This window comes from Micrococcus sp. 63XJN7_8_ISO-PGPR-S23-253, from assembly GCF_056173425.1.
In genome coordinates, this window is record NZ_CM149673.1 from 322731 (window position 1) to 337872 (window position 15142).

Annotated in this window: 12 protein-coding genes and 1 riboswitch; of the genes, 4 read left to right on the plus strand and 8 right to left on the minus strand. The window is 75.0% G+C overall.

Annotated elements, in window-relative coordinates; translation table 11 throughout:
* The first annotated feature begins 169 nt into the window (after positions 1-169).
* Positions 170-424 (plus strand): DUF6480 family protein, encoded by a 255-nt coding sequence (locus tag AC0VX4_RS01520; protein WP_060775106.1) that lies wholly within the window; start codon positions 170-172, stop codon positions 422-424.
* Between the two features lie 138 nt (positions 425-562).
* Here AC0VX4_RS01520 and AC0VX4_RS01525 read toward each other — a convergent pair whose 3' ends face one another.
* The 7 genes from AC0VX4_RS01525 to AC0VX4_RS01555 form a co-directional block, all read right to left on the minus strand.
* The gene (locus AC0VX4_RS01525; RefSeq protein ID WP_060775105.1) at positions 563-958 is read right to left on the minus strand and encodes a hypothetical protein; all 396 of its coding nucleotides are present in this window, start codon (positions 956-958) and stop codon (positions 563-565) included.
* A gap of 194 nt (positions 959-1152) precedes the next feature.
* Positions 1153-2595 (minus strand): alanine/glycine:cation symporter family protein, encoded by a 1443-nt coding sequence (locus tag AC0VX4_RS01530; RefSeq protein WP_475464481.1) that lies wholly within the window; start codon positions 2593-2595, stop codon positions 1153-1155.
* Between the two features lie 61 nt (positions 2596-2656).
* Positions 2657-4009, minus strand: coding sequence for an RNase H family protein (locus tag AC0VX4_RS01535; protein ID WP_475464482.1), 1353 nt, complete (start codon positions 4007-4009; stop codon positions 2657-2659).
* Positions 4010-4215: 206 nt separating this feature from the next.
* A complete protein-coding gene (locus tag AC0VX4_RS01540; RefSeq protein WP_350746561.1) occupies positions 4216-4722 on the minus strand; it encodes a TetR family transcriptional regulator in 507 nt (168 codons plus the stop codon).
* A complete protein-coding gene (locus AC0VX4_RS01545) occupies positions 4719-5420 on the minus strand; it encodes an ABC transporter ATP-binding protein (protein WP_002857999.1) in 702 nt (233 codons plus the stop codon). The genes AC0VX4_RS01540 and AC0VX4_RS01545 overlap by 4 nt, the downstream gene beginning before the upstream one ends.
* Positions 5420-7150: an ABC transporter permease gene (locus tag AC0VX4_RS01550; protein WP_002858000.1), complete on the minus strand. Its 1731-nt coding sequence runs from the start codon at positions 7148-7150 to the stop codon at positions 5420-5422. The genes AC0VX4_RS01545 and AC0VX4_RS01550 overlap by 1 nt, the downstream gene beginning before the upstream one ends.
* Positions 7150-8217, minus strand: coding sequence for a thiamine ABC transporter substrate-binding protein (locus AC0VX4_RS01555; RefSeq protein ID WP_002858002.1), 1068 nt, complete (start codon positions 8215-8217; stop codon positions 7150-7152). The genes AC0VX4_RS01550 and AC0VX4_RS01555 overlap by 1 nt, the downstream gene beginning before the upstream one ends.
* Before the next feature lie 66 nt (positions 8218-8283).
* Positions 8284-8388: riboswitch (TPP riboswitch) on the minus strand.
* 46 nt (positions 8389-8434) lie between these two features.
* Between AC0VX4_RS01555 and AC0VX4_RS01560 the strand changes: the two genes are divergently transcribed.
* Positions 8435-9721 carry an AI-2E family transporter gene (locus tag AC0VX4_RS01560; RefSeq protein WP_475464483.1) on the plus strand — a complete coding sequence of 429 codons (1287 nt, stop codon included), beginning with the start codon at positions 8435-8437 and terminating at the stop codon, positions 9719-9721.
* Here AC0VX4_RS01560 and AC0VX4_RS01565 read toward each other — a convergent pair.
* Positions 9687-10736: an agmatine deiminase family protein gene (locus AC0VX4_RS01565; RefSeq protein WP_044658823.1), complete on the minus strand. Its 1050-nt coding sequence runs from the start codon at positions 10734-10736 to the stop codon at positions 9687-9689. The genes AC0VX4_RS01560 and AC0VX4_RS01565 overlap by 35 nt on opposite strands.
* Before the next feature lie 131 nt (positions 10737-10867).
* Between AC0VX4_RS01565 and AC0VX4_RS01570 the strand changes: the two genes are divergently transcribed.
* Both AC0VX4_RS01570 and AC0VX4_RS01575 read left to right on the plus strand, forming a co-directional pair.
* Positions 10868-14512, plus strand: coding sequence for a bifunctional proline dehydrogenase/L-glutamate gamma-semialdehyde dehydrogenase (locus AC0VX4_RS01570; RefSeq protein ID WP_475464484.1), 3645 nt, complete (start codon positions 10868-10870; stop codon positions 14510-14512).
* Positions 14513-14531: 19 nt separating this feature from the next.
* Positions 14532-15113: an acyl-CoA thioesterase gene (locus AC0VX4_RS01575; protein ID WP_475464485.1), complete on the plus strand. Its 582-nt coding sequence runs from the start codon at positions 14532-14534 to the stop codon at positions 15111-15113.
* The last annotated feature ends 29 nt before the right edge of the window (positions 15114-15142 follow it).

Here is a 15142-nt window from a genome sequence, read left to right on the forward strand (position 1 = left end):
CGGCGTGGAGGAGCGCCGTTTCGTCAACGAAAGCGGCTCGGGGCGCGCCGTTTCGGCCACGAAAGCGCTGGGGCGGGCGTCGCCATACCCTGGTCAGGACCCCCTGCCCCGGGCCTACCATGAGGGCCAGCGGCGCGCACCCGTGCCGCCGAGACGAGAGGAGCCGGCCATGGCCACCCCGCACACCCCCGACCCCCAGGACGCCCGGCGCGCACGCGAGGCGACGGACGAGACCTCCGGCGTCGCGTTCGACGGCGACACGCCCCCAGCCGAGGGCGCGGGCGTCGGCCCGGACAACCCGGGCATGGACGTGGAGCAGACCGGCGAGCGCTCGGCGGGCAAGATCGTGCTCGGGCTGATCATCGCCCTCGTGGTCATCGGCGTCCTGGTGTTCATCCTGGGCCGCGTCGCCGGCCTCGGCTGAGCCGGGACGCAGACGCCTGGGGCACGCCACCGGCCCGACACGACCACGGGGCGGGCACCGATCCGTCGGTGCCCGCCCCGTGGTCGTGTCCGCTCCGCGGTGATGCTGTTCAGCGGCGACTCCGCACCGCCGCAGCGGTCAGAAGCCGCCGCCCACGGTCCGGCGGCCACCCGCCGTGCGTCGGCCGACGGCACCGGGCCGGCCGCGGGAGGCGAGGGCCCCGCCGAGCAGCCCGCCCAGCAGGCCGGTGCCGAGGCCGCCCGTGGACCGGGCGGAGGGCCCGAAGCCGCCGCGGTACGCACCGGAGCTGCGCCCGCGCGTCGTGCCCCCGGCGCCGCGGCGCGAGAGCTCACGCAGCGCCAGACCGCCGAGCGTGCCCAGGAGGGCACCGCCCAGGCCGCTGGACCGGCGTCGCTGAGCGCGGGCCTGCCGGCCGAAGCCGGGGGACCGGCCGATGTGCGCACCGATGGTGGGTCGGCTGGAGCGGCGGCCACCGCCGCCGAGAGTGCGGGTGAGGCTGGAGAGGATGCCCATGGTGTCCTCCTCGGACGTCGTGCCGGCCGCTCGTGCGTGGCCGGTCGGGTGCGCCTCAACCTAGGCGCCGACCCCCGCACGGTGTCCAGACCGGGCCTCCTCATGCATCGAGGCGGGATATCCACCCCACGGCCGCCCGCGGCAGCCGGATGGGGTCGATATCCCGCCTCGAAACGCGCGGGAGGGCGGGGGCGTCAGTCCTGGAGCGGGGAGGTCTTCGGCTCGTCCCGCCAGAGGGCCACGTTCCGCGCCTCGGGCAGGTCGGAGAGGTGGAAGCCCGGATCCACGCCCGCCTTGAGCTTGCGCTCGTAGTCCCGGAGCAGCTTCACGGCCAGCCCGCCCAGCGGGATGATCGCCACGAGGTTGATGGTCGCCATGAGGGCCGCGAACGTGTCCGCGAGGTTCCACACCAGCGCCACGGAGCCGAGCGCGCCGCCGACCACGCACACCAGCACGAGCACGCGGAACACGGTGATGGCCGGGCCCGCGTGGCGGCCGGCCAGGTACCGGATGTTGGCCTCGCCGTAGTAGGTGTTGCCCAGCACGGAGGACCAGGCCAGGAAGAAGATGATGACGGTCAGCGCCGGGCCGGCCCACGCGCCCACGGCCTGCTGGAGCGCACCCTGGGTCACCTGCATGCCGAGCGCCTCCCCGCGTCCGTAGGCCGGGTTGGAGAGCAGGATGATGAATGCGGTGGCCGAGCACACGATCAGGGTGTCGAAGTAGACGCCCAGGGACTGCACGAAGCCCTGCTTGGCCGGGTGGGAGACGGCCGCGGTGGCGGCGGCGTTCGGGGCGGAGCCCATGCCGGCCTCGTTGGAGAACATGCCGCGGCGCACGCCCTGCATCACCATCGTCATGCCGACGGCGGCGCCCGCGACCTCGCGCAGGCCGAAGGCGTGGCCCACGATCAGCGCGATCATGCCCGGGATCTCGGTGATGTTGACGACCATCACGATCAGGGCCAGGAAGATGTAGAACGTGGCCATCGCGGGGACCAGCACGTTGGTCACGGCCGAGAGCCGGCGCACGCCGCCGAAGATCACGAGGCCGGTGAGGACGGCCAGGCCCAGGCCCACGATCCACGCGGTGGTGGAGGACGCGCCCCAGTTGGCCTGCACGGACTCGGAGATCGAGTTGGACTGCACGGCGTTGAACACGAAGCCGTAGGTCACGGTGATGGCGACGGCGAACACGGCCGCCAGCCACTTCGCGCCCAGACCGTCGCGGATGTAGTACGCGGGCCCGCCGAAGTAGCCGTCCGCGCCCTTCTGCTTGTACAGCTGGGCCAGCGTGGACTCGACGAACGCGGTGGCGCCGCCGATGATCGCCAGCAGCCACATCCAGAACACGGCGCCCGGGCCGCCGATCACGATCGCGATCGCCACGCCGGCCACGTTGCCGGTGCCCACGCGCGAGGCCGCCGAGATGGTGAAGGCGCGGAACGGGCTCACGCCGTCGTTCTCGAATCCGGTCTGGGACTTGGCCGTCACCGACCGGAGCATCTCCGGGAGCATGCGCACCTGCACGCCCACGGTCCGGATGGTGAACCACACCCCCGCCACGAAGAGCAGCGCCATCACGACGTACCAGTACTTGTCGTTGAAGGCGGTGACGGCCGCTGTGATCTGTTCCACTGTCGCTTCCACAACCCCACCCTAGAGGCTGGGGCGGAGGACGGGGAATCGGGGGCCGGGGTCAGCCGGCGGCGTCGTCCTCGACGCGGAGCTTGATCAGCTGCCCCATCCGCTCGGGCAGGTCCCCCTCGGGGGTGCCGACGCTGGCATGGCGGGCGGCGGCCCGGGCGAGGTCGTCGGCGAGTTCGTTGCCGTGCACCCCCACGTGGCCCTTGACCCACGTGGTGTCCACCTGGACGTCCGCGGCCTGCGCCAGGTCGACGGCGGCCAGCAGGCGCCGCAGGGTGCGGCGGATGCGCTCGCCCCGGGCGCCGCCGAGGGTGAGCCGCTCGCGGCGGGCGGCGTTGAGCAGGGCCAGCGCGGCGCGCGAGTCCGAGTGGATGGTGACCCGGCCGCCGGGGGTGCCCGCCCACGCGCAGATCACGTGCCCCAGCACGAGGGCCTCGAGTTCCACCTCGAGCGGCATCGTGGCCCCGGCCACGGCCTGCACGGCCCACATGCTCGGCCCGGCGACGGCGGCCGCCCCGCCGATGCGGGAGCCGCGCAGCACGGAGCCGTCCACGTACACGTCCGTCACGTCCGCCTCGTCCGCGAACGTGAGGCTGTGGGTCACCCCGGGCAGGTTGCGGCGCAGGAAGCGGTCCGTGCGGCGGCGGGAGAGGAAGACGCCGGAGGAGCGGCGCAGCGCGTCCTCCTCCTCCTGGGCGGCCTCGACGGCCTCGAGCGGGATCCGGGCCGCACCCGTCTGGGCGACCGTCTCCGGGTCCACGTCCGGCAACAGGTAGCTGGAGCGCTGCGTGCCCACGGGGGACTCGTCGAGCCGGTAGGAGACCACGCGCGTGTCCACGGGGGCGAGGACCTCGAGCAGGGCGAGCAGCTCGGCGTCCCGGTCCGAGCGCAGCCGCACGATCACCGGGCTCTCCGGCGGCAGCTCGACCGTGACGGTGGCCCAGAAGGCGCTCAGGTGCGCCGTGCCGATCATGCCGGTGTAGACGTGGCCGCGGACGTCGTCGCCGAGCTCGCGCAGCTCGAGCTCGCGGGCCACGTAGACGATGCCCCCCGTCGTCGGGTGCAGGTCCAGGCGGAGGGCGGGGCCGTGGTCCACGCCGGGCAGCATGGCCAGCGGGCTGGCCACCACGCGGACGCCGTCCCGGCGGATCCGGGTGCGCGGCGGGGCGGGGCGGGGGACGACGGGGCCGGTACGCGTGAGGTCGACGCCGTTGCGGTCCCGCGGGGTGCCCCGAGGCCGGCGGGCACGGACCACGCGCAGCGGGCGGTGCTGCTCCTCCGCCTTGGCGCCCGGACCACGGAAGTCCCAGCCCACGTCGACGAGCGCCGCGGGGTGTGCGGCCTCGACGTCGTGATGCAGCGTCCGGTCCACGACCGTCCGCGGGTGGTTGATCCGTGCTCCCATGGCTTCGCCGGCTGGGTCGAAGGGGACCGCGCCGGAACTGTGAGCCGGGTCCGGCGGGCCATGCTGGTCCTGCGGCGGTCGGGCGGGATCGCCGTGGACGTAGGGGACGACCCGTCCCGACCTGTCCGCCCGACCTTACCGAGCGCACCTGTGAGGAGGCAGGTCTCCTCTCCTCGGCCTCCCGTGCGGCGGCGTCGGACGGGGGCTCAGAGCGGGTCCGTGCGGTGCCGCTGCACGTCCGGGCCGGTCGGCACGCCGAGCGCCTGCGCCTGCGCGCGCTGCTGCCGCAGGGACACGGTGCCCAGCAGCAGCGCCAGGGCCCGCTCCCCGTCCTCCGGGGTGTCCGCCGCCTCGGTGAGCAGACGGTGCAGGCCGAGGCCGCCCAGCCCGAGCGCGAGGGCGGAGAGCACCACGTCCGCCCCGTCCCGGTGCCGCAGCAGGGCGGTCTCCGCGGCCTCGGCGCGGCCCGCCAGGTCCGTGACGCGGCGGGCGCGCACGGTCTCCTCCGCCTCGGCGACGATCCGGTCCGCCACCCGCGCCAGCAGCGACTGCTTGTCCGGCACGTGCCAGTACAGTGCGGAGGCCTGCACGCCCAGCACCGCGGCCACGCGCCGCATGGACAGGTCGCCCATGCCGAAGTCCTGCAGGATCCCGACGGCGGCGTCCACCACGTCCTGGGCGGTCAGCCGGGGGCGGGGTGCGGGCGGGGTCATGCCTGAGAGGCTACCGCCGGGCCGTCCTCCTCCGCCGCGATGCGTCCCCCCGCGCCCAGGCGCACCGTGCGGTCGGCCATCACCGCGGCCTCCGCGAGGTCGTGGGTGACGACGACGCCGGTCGTCCCCGCCGCCCGCAGCACCGTCCGGATGTCCTCGGCCAGGCGCCGGCGCAGGTCCGCGTCGAGCGCGGACAGCGGCTCGTCCAGCAGGAGCACCCGCGGGGCCGGGGCCAGCGACCGGGCCAGCGCCACGCGCTGGGCCTGCCCGCCGGAGAGCCGCTGCACGGGCCGGTCCGTGAGCTCGGTCAGGCCCACCAGGTCCAACAGCTCGGCCACGCGTGCCCGCCGCCGGGCCCGGTCCCAGCCGGCGGACTCGAGGCCGTACGCCACGTTCCGGCCCACGGTCCGGTGCGGGAACAGCTGCCCGTCCTGGAACACCATCCCCACGCCCCGGCGGTGCGTCGGCACCGCGGCCACGTCCCGCCCGTCGAGCTCCACCGTGCCCGCCACGACGTCCTCGAGCCCGGCGATCCCGCGCAGGATCGTGGACTTGCCCGAGCCGGAGGCGCCCACGAGCGCCACGATCTCCCCGGCGGCCACGTCCAGGTCCGTCCCCCGCACAGGGGTGGAGCCGTCCGGGTAGCGGATCGCCACGTCCCGCAGCCGGAGGGAGGCCCCCGTCGTCGTCGGCGTCATCAGAGACCTCCCGCCCCGGCCGGGCCCCGGGGGCGCAGCCGCTCGCACACCAGCATGATCCCGGCACTCAGCACGGCCAGCACCGTGGCCGCCGCGAGCGCCATCCCGTAGTTGTCCGCGCCCGGCCGGCCCAGCAGCCGGGCGATCAGCACCGGCAGGGTGGGCGCGGACGGGCTCGCCAGGAAGCTCGTGGCCCCAAACTCGCCCAGGGACACCGCGAACGCGAAGCCCGCGGCCACGCCCACGCCGCGCGCGAGGAACGGGCCGTCCACCGTGGCCAGCACCCGCCACGGGCCCGCCCCGAGGGTGCGCGCGGCCTCCCGCAGCCGGGGGTCCACCGCCGCGAGCACGGGCACGAGCGCCCGCACCGCGAGCGGCAGCGCCACCACCGCCTGGGCCAGCGGCACGAGCACGCCCGAGGCCGCCAGCTCCGGGAACGCGGCCCGCAGGGACACGACGAAGCCGAAGCCCACGGTCACCGCGGACACCCCGAGCGGCAGGAGCAGGGCGCCGTCGAGGGCCCGCTGGGCCGCCCGTGCCGCGCGTGAGCGGAAGGGCCGGGTCAGCAGCAGGGCCAGCGGCACGGCCACCACGAGCGTCACGAGCGTGGCGTCCACGGCCACCCGCAGGGACTGTTCGAGCGCCTGGGCCGGCGTCGACCCGCCCACGAACCCGCTGCCCGCGCTCGTGGACAGCAGCCGATAGTTGCCCAGCCCCCAGCCGTGGCGGGTGTGGAAGGAGCGCACCACGAGCGTCAGGATCGGGGCCACCACGAGCGCCACCACCGCGAGCATCACGGCCATCGGGACCGCGTCCGCCCGCGTGAGCCGGGCCGGCGGCGTCTCCCGCAGCCGCAGCGCCCGCTGGGTGCGCGCCGCCGTCACGCCGGAGACCACGACGGCGGCCAGCACCACCGCGAACTGCAGCACGGAGAACACCGCCGCGGTCCGCAGGTCCAGGTAGACGGAGGTCTGCACCCAGATCTCCGACTCGAGCGTGCCGTAGCCGGGCCGGCCGAGCGTCTGGACGATGCCGAACGCGGACGCGCAGAACAGGAACACCAGCGCCGCGCTCGCGGCGATCGCGGGGGCGAGCTGGGGCAGCGTCACGGTGCGGAACGCCCGCCACGGCGAGGCGCCCAGGGTGCGGGCGGCCTCGGTCTGGCGCGGATCCAGCGCGTTCCACAGCGCGCCCACCTGGCGCACCACCACGGACACGTTGAAGAAGACCATGGCCAGCACGACGGCGGTGGTCGTCTGGTCCAGCCCGGTGAAGCCGAGCGGTCCGCCGGGGGCGAGCAGGGCGCGGAACGCGACGCCGACCACCACCGTGGGCAGCACGAACGGCACGAGCACGAGGGCGCGGAGCACGGCCCGCCCCGGGACGCGACGCCGGTGCAGCACGAACGCGGTCGGCAGGCCGAGCGCCACCGAGACCACCGTGCCGGCGGCGGCCATGCCGAGCGTCTGGCCGAGGATGCGCCACGTGCGCTCGCGGGCGAGGGTCTCCCCGAAGGCGGCGAGGTCCACGGCGCCGGTGAACGCGTCGGCGTCGCCGCCGATCCCGCGCCAGAGCATGGCCGCCACGGGCCACGCGAAGAAGACGAGCAGGAAGGCGACCGGCAGGACGGCGGCCACCAGCCACCACGGGCCGAGCCCGTCCCCCCGGCCGCGGGCCCGCCGGCGCGGCAGGTCCGTGCCGGGGGCCGAGACCTCGGTGAGCGCGGACATCAGCGCCGGGAGGCCTCGAACAGGGCGGTCCACTCCTTCAGCAGGTCCTCGCGGCGCTCGTCGATGCGGGCGGGGTCCGGGGTGATGGCGTCCTCGACGAGCGGCGCGTTCTGCGCCCACTCCTCGGGCAGCTGCACCGACTCGTCGATCGGGTACATGTACATCGACTCGGGCAGGGCGGACTGGACCTCCTCGGTGAGCAGGAAGTCCACGAACGCCTGCGCGCCCTCGGGGTTCTTCGCGCCCTCGAGCACGCCGGCGTACTCGACCTGCGGGGTGCAGGAGTCCTCGATCACCTCGGTCTCGGGGGCGAACGCGGGGGAGGAGGAGTAGGAGAGCACCACCGGGAACTGACCCTTGCCCTCGCCGCCGGAGAAGTCCGAGTTGTAGGCGTCGGACCAGCTGTCGGCGACCTTGCCGCCGTTCTCCATCAGGCCCTGCCACCAGTCCTGCCAGCCGTCGTCGCCGTACTTCTCGGTGGTGGCCGCGAGCAGCGCCAGGCCGGGGGAGGAGGCCACGGGGGAGGTGGCGACCGTCAGCTTCGCGTACTCGGGGTCGTCGAGCTGGTCGATCGAGGTGGGGGCCTCGACGTCGTGGGCGGTGAACCACGCCGGATCCGTGTTGAAGCACACCTGGCCCTGGTCCACCGGGGTCATGCGGTCCTCGACCATCCGGTCCTGCGCGGAGGCGGGCAGGTCCTTCGGGGTGTAGGCGGCGACGACGCCCTCGCGGACGAGGCGGTGCGCCGAGTGGTCCTCCACGCCGTAGACGCCGTCCACGGTGGGCTCGTCCTTGGCCAGCATGAGCTGGTTCACCACGCTGCCGGCGTCGCCGGGGGCCGTGGTCTTCAGGGTGTAGCCGGACTCCTGCTCGAACTTCTGGACGAGCTCCTGGGGCAGGTTGAACGAGTCGTGCGTCATGATCGTCACCGTCGTCGGCTCGCCGCCGCCGGCCCCGGAGGCGGACGACGACGCCCCGTCGCCGGACGAGCCGGACACCGAACAGCCGGTGAGGGCGAGGGCGGCCACCGAGAGGGCGGCGAGGGCGCGGTGCGGGGTGCGGGACATGGCGGTTCTCCTCTGGGACGGCAGAGGGGCCGGGACGAGGCCGCCACCGAAATCCCGGGACGACGTCGACCGGGAGACTCGACTTCCTTCGCCGGTGCGGACCGGAGCAGGTTCGAGGGTCTGCGGCGGACCGCACTCTCAGCGCCGCGCGGCGCTCCCCTGTCGATGTGGACTGGTCCCGACCCTACCCCGTCCGGCCCGCGCATAGACTGCCCGCGTGAGCGCCGCACAGCCCGCGGGGGTGACCCCGCCCTCCGCCTCGTCGAGTCCCGCCTCCGACTGGGACATCCGCCGCCCCCACCGCATGTGGCCGCGCATGCTGGTGATCGTCCTGACGCTCGCGGGTCTGGTGCTGGTGGTGCAGTTCTTCCAGGGGATCGCCTCCATCGCGGCCCCCGTCTTCCTGGGGCTGAACCTCGTGATCGTGGCCTACCCGCTGCAGGCCTGGCTCATCCGCCGGGGCCTGCACCCCGTGCTCGGGGCCGCCACCACCGTCCTGCTGGTCGTCGCGGTGATGGCCGTGTTCGGGGGCATGATGGTGTGGTCCGGCCTCGAGCTGGTGGCGGAGCTGCCCAAGTACGCGGACCGCTTCCAGCAGATCGTCCTGGACGTCTCGCACTGGCTCAACGAGCGCGGCGTGACCCCGGACATGGTGTCCCAGCAGCTGGCCTCGATCGACATGAGCGCCGTCACCGGGACGGCCGTCAGCGCCATCACGAAGATCGCCACGAACGTCTACGCGGTCTTCGGCCTGCTCGTCACCGTGATCATGGGCATGTTCTTCTTGGCCATGGACTCGATGGACGTCGAACGCCGCGTCCGCCTGCTCAGCACCGCCCGCCACGAGTTCGGCCACGCCCTGGTCGAGTTCGCCCAGGGCGTGCGCCGCTACTGGGTGGTCACCACGGTGTTCGGCCTGATCGTGGCGGTGCTGGACGTGATTGCCCTCATGCTGATCGGCGTGCCGCTCGCGCTCGTGTGGGGCGTGCTCAGCTTCCTCACCAACTACATCCCGAACATCGGCTTCATCATCGGCCTGCTGCCGCCGGCCGTCCTGGGCCTGGCGGCGGGCGGCTGGTCCGACTTCCTGTGGGTGGTGGTCAGCTACTCGGTGCTGAACTTCGTGCTGCAGTCCGTGATCCAGCCCAAGGTGGCCGGCGACGCGATCGGCGTGATCCCCACCGTCAGCTTCCTCTCCCTGCTCTTCTGGGCCTGGGTCCTCGGCCCGCTCGGCGCCATCCTCGCGCTGCCCTGCACGCTGCTGGCCAAGGCCGTGCTGATCGACGCCGACCCGAACGCCCGCTGGATCAACGCGCTCATCGCCTCGGACCTGAAGGGGATGGAGCGCCGTCAGTCCTCGCTCCTGGAACGGCTGCGCCCGGCGGCCTGGCGCTCGGACGCGCACGGGAAGGACGAGGACCGCGCCCCGACGGACGGCGGGGACGACGACGGCCCCGCGACCGACGAGGTCACGGGCGGGGCTGGAGCAGCACCAGGTCGTTGAGCGCGCCGGCCAGCCGCAGCAGCGGCGGGGCGGGGAACGACAGCTGGGGCAGCCCCGGGTGCAGTGCCGCGCACGCGGCGGCCGCGGCCTCCTCGCCCGCGGCGTCCTCGAACGCCGGCCGCAGCACCGCAGCGCCCAGCGGCAGCGTGTCCAGGAGGGAGCGGGGGCCCCGCTCGGCCGGGTCGTACTCGGCGGGCTGCGCCGCCCCGGTCACCGTGCGCACGCGCAGGGGCCGGCCGGCGGCGTCGTCGGCGCCCTGCAGGAAGCGCAGCGCCGCCGCGGCGTACGGGTGCTCGGGGTGGAACCGGTCGCCGCGCCAGTGCACGGCGGCCTCGCCGTCGCCCTGCAGGCGCACCCACGAGGCCAGGTGACCGGGCCCGCCCCACGGCCCGGTGTCCGGCCGCGGTGCCGGCGGCACCCACAGCACCCGGGTGATCCCCAGCAGGGCGGCGAACTCGGCGGCCACCTGGCCGGGGGTCCACGCGCCGTTGATCCGCCCGTCCAGCACGGGGTCCGCGGCCACCACGGCCGTCCCCTCGCCGTCGGTCACCCAGGCCCCGCGCGGGGCGCACAGCAGGGGCGTGAGCAGCGGCAGTCCCGCCGCCTCCGCCACGGCCGTCGCGGCCGCGCCGTCGAGCGGTCCGGTCCCGGTCAGTCCCGCGGCGCTGCGCCAGGCGACGGCGGCCAGGCCCTCGGGGCGGCGGATGAAGCTCGGCCCGGTGCGGCCCAGCAGCGGTGAGCCCACGGGCGCGCGCAGCAGGTCCACCTCCGGGGGCACCAGCCGCGCCGCCCCGGCGTCGCGCGGGTGGGCGAGCACGGTGACCGGCAGCACGGCGGCGAGCGTCTCGGCCAGGCCCACGACGGCGTCCCGCGTCTCGTCTAGCAGCGTCGGCACCGGGTGGCGGTGGGGCAGGACGAGCCAGGCCCGCTCGGGCGGATCCTCGGGTCCGGGCACGGGCACGACGACGTCCCGGCGCTCCCGCGCGTCGGTGGGGACGGGGTCGGCGGCGGCCATGGCGGACGGGCTCCTGGGAAGACGGCGGCGACGCGCGGGCGCGCGGCGAGGGGATGTCCATCGAGCATAGGCGTCTGACAGGAAGCCGCGGCGGTTTGACCTGTGACCCGGCACACGTGCAGAGTGCGGCCATGACCGCGATGTTCTCCGCCCAGGACCACGACGATCTCGACCGGGTCCTCGGCGCGACCGGCGGGATCCCCGACCCCGCCGACCTGCACGCCCTCGCCGACGATGCCGTCGCGCAGGTGCGGCGCTGGCTCGCCGAGTCCCGGGACCATCAGGCCGACTTCGCGGCCCGCCAGCTGGCGGGCGCCCTGAAGGAGCCGGGCGGCCTCGACTTCATCGTGCGCTTCGTGGACCACGTGGTCCGCCCCGAGGACCCCGCGATCGCCGCCCGGGCGCTGCGGGAGCTCGCCGGCCGCGCCCCCGGCTTCCTGCCTCCGGCCCTGCGCGCCGTCCTCGGCGTCGGCGGCCGCGCGGCCCCGCTCGTGCCGCGCATCGCCGTCCCCACGGCCCGCCGCGTGCTGCGGCACATGGTCTCCCACCTGATCGTCGACGCGCGGGACCGACAGCTCGGCAAGGCCATCGCGGCCCTGCGCGACGAGCACACCCGGCTGAACATCAACCTGCTGGGCGAGGCGATCCTCGGCCAGGGCGAGGCGGACCGCCGGCTCGAGGGCATCGCCGCGCTGATCCGCCGCGACGACGTCGACTACGTGTCCGTGAAGGTCTCCGCCGCCACCGCGCCGCACGCGCCCTACGCGTTCGACGAGGCCGTCGCGGACATCACCGAGCGGCTCACCCCGCTGTTCGAGCTCGCCCGGGATCGGGACACCTTCATCAACCTGGACATGGAGGAGTACCGCGACCTCGACCTCACGCTCCACGTGTTCACCGCCCTGCTCGAGCAGCCGGGCCTGCGCGACTACGAGGCCGGCATCGTGCTGCAGGCCTACCTGCCGGACGCGCTCGCGGCCATGGTGCGCCTGCAGGAGTGGGCCGCGCGCCGCGTCGCCGCCGGCGGCGCCCCGGTCAAGGTGCGCGTGGTCAAGGGCGCCAACCTGCCCATGGAGCGGATGCAGGCCTCCCTGACGGGCTGGCCGCTGGCCACGGTGGGCTCGAAGCAGGAGGCGGACACCAACTACAAGCGCGTGCTCAACTACGCGCTCACCCCGGAGCATCTGGCCCACGTGCGCATCGGCGTGGCCGGGCACAACCTCTTCGACGTGGCCCTGGCCCACCGGCTGATCGAGCGCCGCGGCCTCGACCCGGCCGCCGTGGAGTTCGAGATGCTGCTCGGCATGGCCACCGGCCAGGCCGCCGCCGTCCGGGCGGACGTCGGCGCCCTGCTGCTCTACACGCCCGTGGTGCGGCCCGAGGAGTTCGACGTGGCGATCTCCTACCTCGTGCGCCGCCTCGAGGAGGGCGCCTCCCCGGAGAACTTCATGTCCGCCGTGTTCGACCTGGACGCGGACGCGGACCTGTTCGCCCGCGAGGAGGAGCGCTTCCGCGCCTCGCTGCGCCACCTGGACGCGGCCGTGCCCCGTCCGAACCGCCTCCAGGACCGGTCCCGCGGGGAGGACGGGCCGACCCCCGCCCCCGTGGACGGCTTCGCCAACACCCCGGACACGGACCCCGCGCTGCCCGGCAACCGGGAGTGGGCCCGCCGGATCCTCGCGGCCGTCCCGGACTCCGCGCTCGGTGAGGGCACCGTCCGCGCCCACCGCGCCACCACGGTCGACGCCGCCCGCGCCGCCATCGCCGCCACCGCCGACCCCGGCGCCCGCTGGGGCGCGCTCACCGGCCACGAGCGCGCCGACGCGCTGGACGCCGTCGGACGGGCCCTGCACGCCGGCCGGGCCCGCCTGCTGGAGGTGGCCGCCGCCGAGACCGGCAAGACCCTGGACCAGGGCGACCCCGAGGTCTCCGAGGCCGTGGACTTCGCGCACTACTACGCCCGCCTGGCCCGCGGCCTGGACGCGGTGGAGGGCGCTCGCGCCGTGCCCGTCCGCCTGACCCTGGTGATCCCGCCGTGGAACTTCCCCGTGGCCATCCCGGTCGGGGGCGTCCTCGCCGCGCTCGGCGCCGGCTCGCCCGTGGTGTTCAAGCCGGCCCCGCAGTCCGAGCGGACGGGCGCGGTCGCGTGGGAGCTGATCGTGGCCGGGCTGCGGGACTCGGGCCTGTTCGACGACGGCGGCCCGCTCGCCGGGCACGACCCCGCGGACCTCGTGCGCCTGGTGACGCTGGCGGAGGAGGACGAGGCGGAGGTCGGCGCGGCGCTCGTGACCGACCCGGCCGTCGAGCGGCTCATCCTCACCGGCGGCTGGGACACCGCACGGCTGTTCAAGGGGATGCGCCCCGACCTGCACCTGCTCGCCGAGACCTCCGGCAAGAACGCCGTGATCGTGACCCCGTCCGCGGATCTGGACCTGGCCACGAAGGACGTGGTCCAGTCCGCGTTCGGCCACGCCGGCCAGAAGTGCTCGGCGTCCTCCCTCGTGGTGCTCGTCGGCTCCGTGGGCACCTCCGAGCGCTTCCACCGGCAGCTGCTGGACGCCGCCTCCTCCCTGCACGTGGCGCACCCCGCGGACCCGCGCGCCGAGATGGGCCCCGTGATCGAGGCCCCCGGCGAGAAGCTGCGCCGCGGGCTCACCGAGCTCGGCCCGGGGGAGCGGTGGGCCCTGCGCCCGCGGCAGCTGGACGAGACGGGTCGCCTGTGGAGCCCGGGCATCCGCTCCGGCGTGCGCCCGGGCGCCGACGCCCACCTCACCGAGTACTTCGGCCCCGTGCTGTCCGTGATGACGGCCGAGACGCTTCAGGAGGCCATCGGGATCGTGAACGCCGTGGACTACGGCCTCACCTCCGGGCTGCACTCGCTGGACCGGGAGGAGATCGACGTGTGGCTGCGCGGCGTGCGCGCCGGCAACCTCTACGTGAACCGCGGCATCACCGGGGCCATCGTGCGCCGCCAGCCCTTCGGCGGCTGGAAGCGTTCCGTCGTCGGCCCCACCACGAAGGCCGGCGGGCCGCACTACCTGCACGGCCTCGTGGACTGGGAGGACGCGCCCACGTGGGCCGGGGGAGAGGGGCGGCCCGGGTCCGAGGCCGACGGTCCGGGCGCGTCCTGGCTCGAGACCGCCCGCGCCCTCGACACCCACGCGTGGACCACCGTGTTCGGGGTGGCCACGGACGTCTCCGCGCTCGAGGCCGAGCGGAACGTGCTGCGTCACGTGCCCACCCCGGTCCTCGTGCGCCGGCACTCAGGGCCCGCCGACCACCTGCTGCGCATCGTCTCCGCCGGCCTGCGCGCCGGGGCGCCCATGACCGTGAGCCTGGGGCGGACCCCCACCGCGGAGGGGCCCGACGCGGACGGACTCTCGGCCGAGGCCATGCGCGGCCGGGTGGAGGAGCTGGTCCGGTCCGTCCGCACGGAGGGTGCCGGCACGGCCGCGCCGGTGGACGTCGTCGTCGAGGACGACGCCGCGTTCCACGACCGCGCCCGGCGGCTGGCCCTCATCCCGCCCGCAGCGGAGGGCGGCGGCGACGCACGGATCCGGCTCGTCGCCGACTGGACCGGCGACCGGGAGGCGGCCGAGGCGGCGCGGAGCGCGCTCCACGCGGCGCTCGGCGACACCCCCGACGTGGCGGTCTACGCTGGCCCCGTGGTGAGCGCCGGCGAGGTGGAGCTGCTGCCGTTCCTGCACGAACAGGCCGTGTCCGTGACCGCCCACCGGTTCGGCACGCCGGACCATCTGACCGAGGGGGTCCTGTGACCCCGAGGAGGAACATCCGATGCATCTGATCCCCCGCACGATCTGGGTCGTCGCCCGCGCCCGCCGCCGCCCGCGCGCCGGACTCTGGGAGCCGACGACGCTGCCGATGCGCGCCCTGCCCACGGACGTGGACATGGCCCTGCACGTCAACAACGGCCAGTACTTCGGGCTGTTCGACCTCGGCCGCTTCGACGCGATGGTCCGCACCGGCCTGTGGGACGAGATCCGCCGTCGCGGCTGGACGCCCGTGGTGCAGGCCGAGCAGATCGCGTTCCGCCGCTCGGTGACCCTGGGGCAGCGGTTCGACGTGGAGACGCGGATGATCGGCCTGGATGAGCGCGCGGTGTGGTTCGAGCAGCGCGTGGTGGTCGACGGCGACGTCGCGGTGCGCGCGTACATCTGCACGCGCCTGCGCAAGAAGGACGGCCGCCCCGTGGAGAACGACGAGATCCGGGCGATCGCGGCGGCGGCCGGCCACGACCTCGCGGGGGAGCCGACGCTGCCGGAGTGGCTGCACGAGTGGCGGCGCAGCGTGGCCCTGCCGTCGGCCCGGACGCCCCTGCCCCACGCGTGGGACCTCGACACAGTGCGGCGAGGATGAACGTTCGAGTGATATAGGGCACGATGGTC

Excerpts from the sequence above, each read along its gene's own strand:
- AC0VX4_RS01520 (WP_060775106.1), top strand. The coding sequence starts at position 170 with ATGGCCACCCCGCACACCCCCGACCCCCAGGACGCCCGGCGCGCACGC.
- AC0VX4_RS01525 (WP_060775105.1), bottom strand. The coding sequence starts at position 958 with ATGGGCATCCTCTCCAGCCTCACCCGCACTCTCGGCGGCGGTGGCCGC.
- AC0VX4_RS01535 (WP_475464482.1), bottom strand. The coding sequence starts at position 4,009 with ATGGGAGCACGGATCAACCACCCGCGGACGGTCGTGGACCGGACGCTG.
- AC0VX4_RS01540 (WP_350746561.1), bottom strand. The coding sequence starts at position 4,722 with ATGACCCCGCCCGCACCCCGCCCCCGGCTGACCGCCCAGGACGTGGTG.
- AC0VX4_RS01545 (WP_002857999.1), bottom strand. The coding sequence starts at position 5,420 with ATGACGCCGACGACGACGGGGGCCTCCCTCCGGCTGCGGGACGTGGCG.
- AC0VX4_RS01550 (WP_002858000.1), bottom strand. The coding sequence starts at position 7,150 with ATGTCCGCGCTCACCGAGGTCTCGGCCCCCGGCACGGACCTGCCGCGC.
- AC0VX4_RS01555 (WP_002858002.1), bottom strand. The coding sequence starts at position 8,217 with ATGTCCCGCACCCCGCACCGCGCCCTCGCCGCCCTCTCGGTGGCCGCC.
- AC0VX4_RS01565 (WP_044658823.1), bottom strand. The coding sequence starts at position 10,736 with ATGGCCGCCGCCGACCCCGTCCCCACCGACGCGCGGGAGCGCCGGGAC.
- AC0VX4_RS01570 (WP_475464484.1), top strand. The coding sequence starts at position 10,868 with ATGACCGCGATGTTCTCCGCCCAGGACCACGACGATCTCGACCGGGTC.
- AC0VX4_RS01575 (WP_475464485.1), top strand. The coding sequence starts at position 14,532 with ATGCATCTGATCCCCCGCACGATCTGGGTCGTCGCCCGCGCCCGCCGC.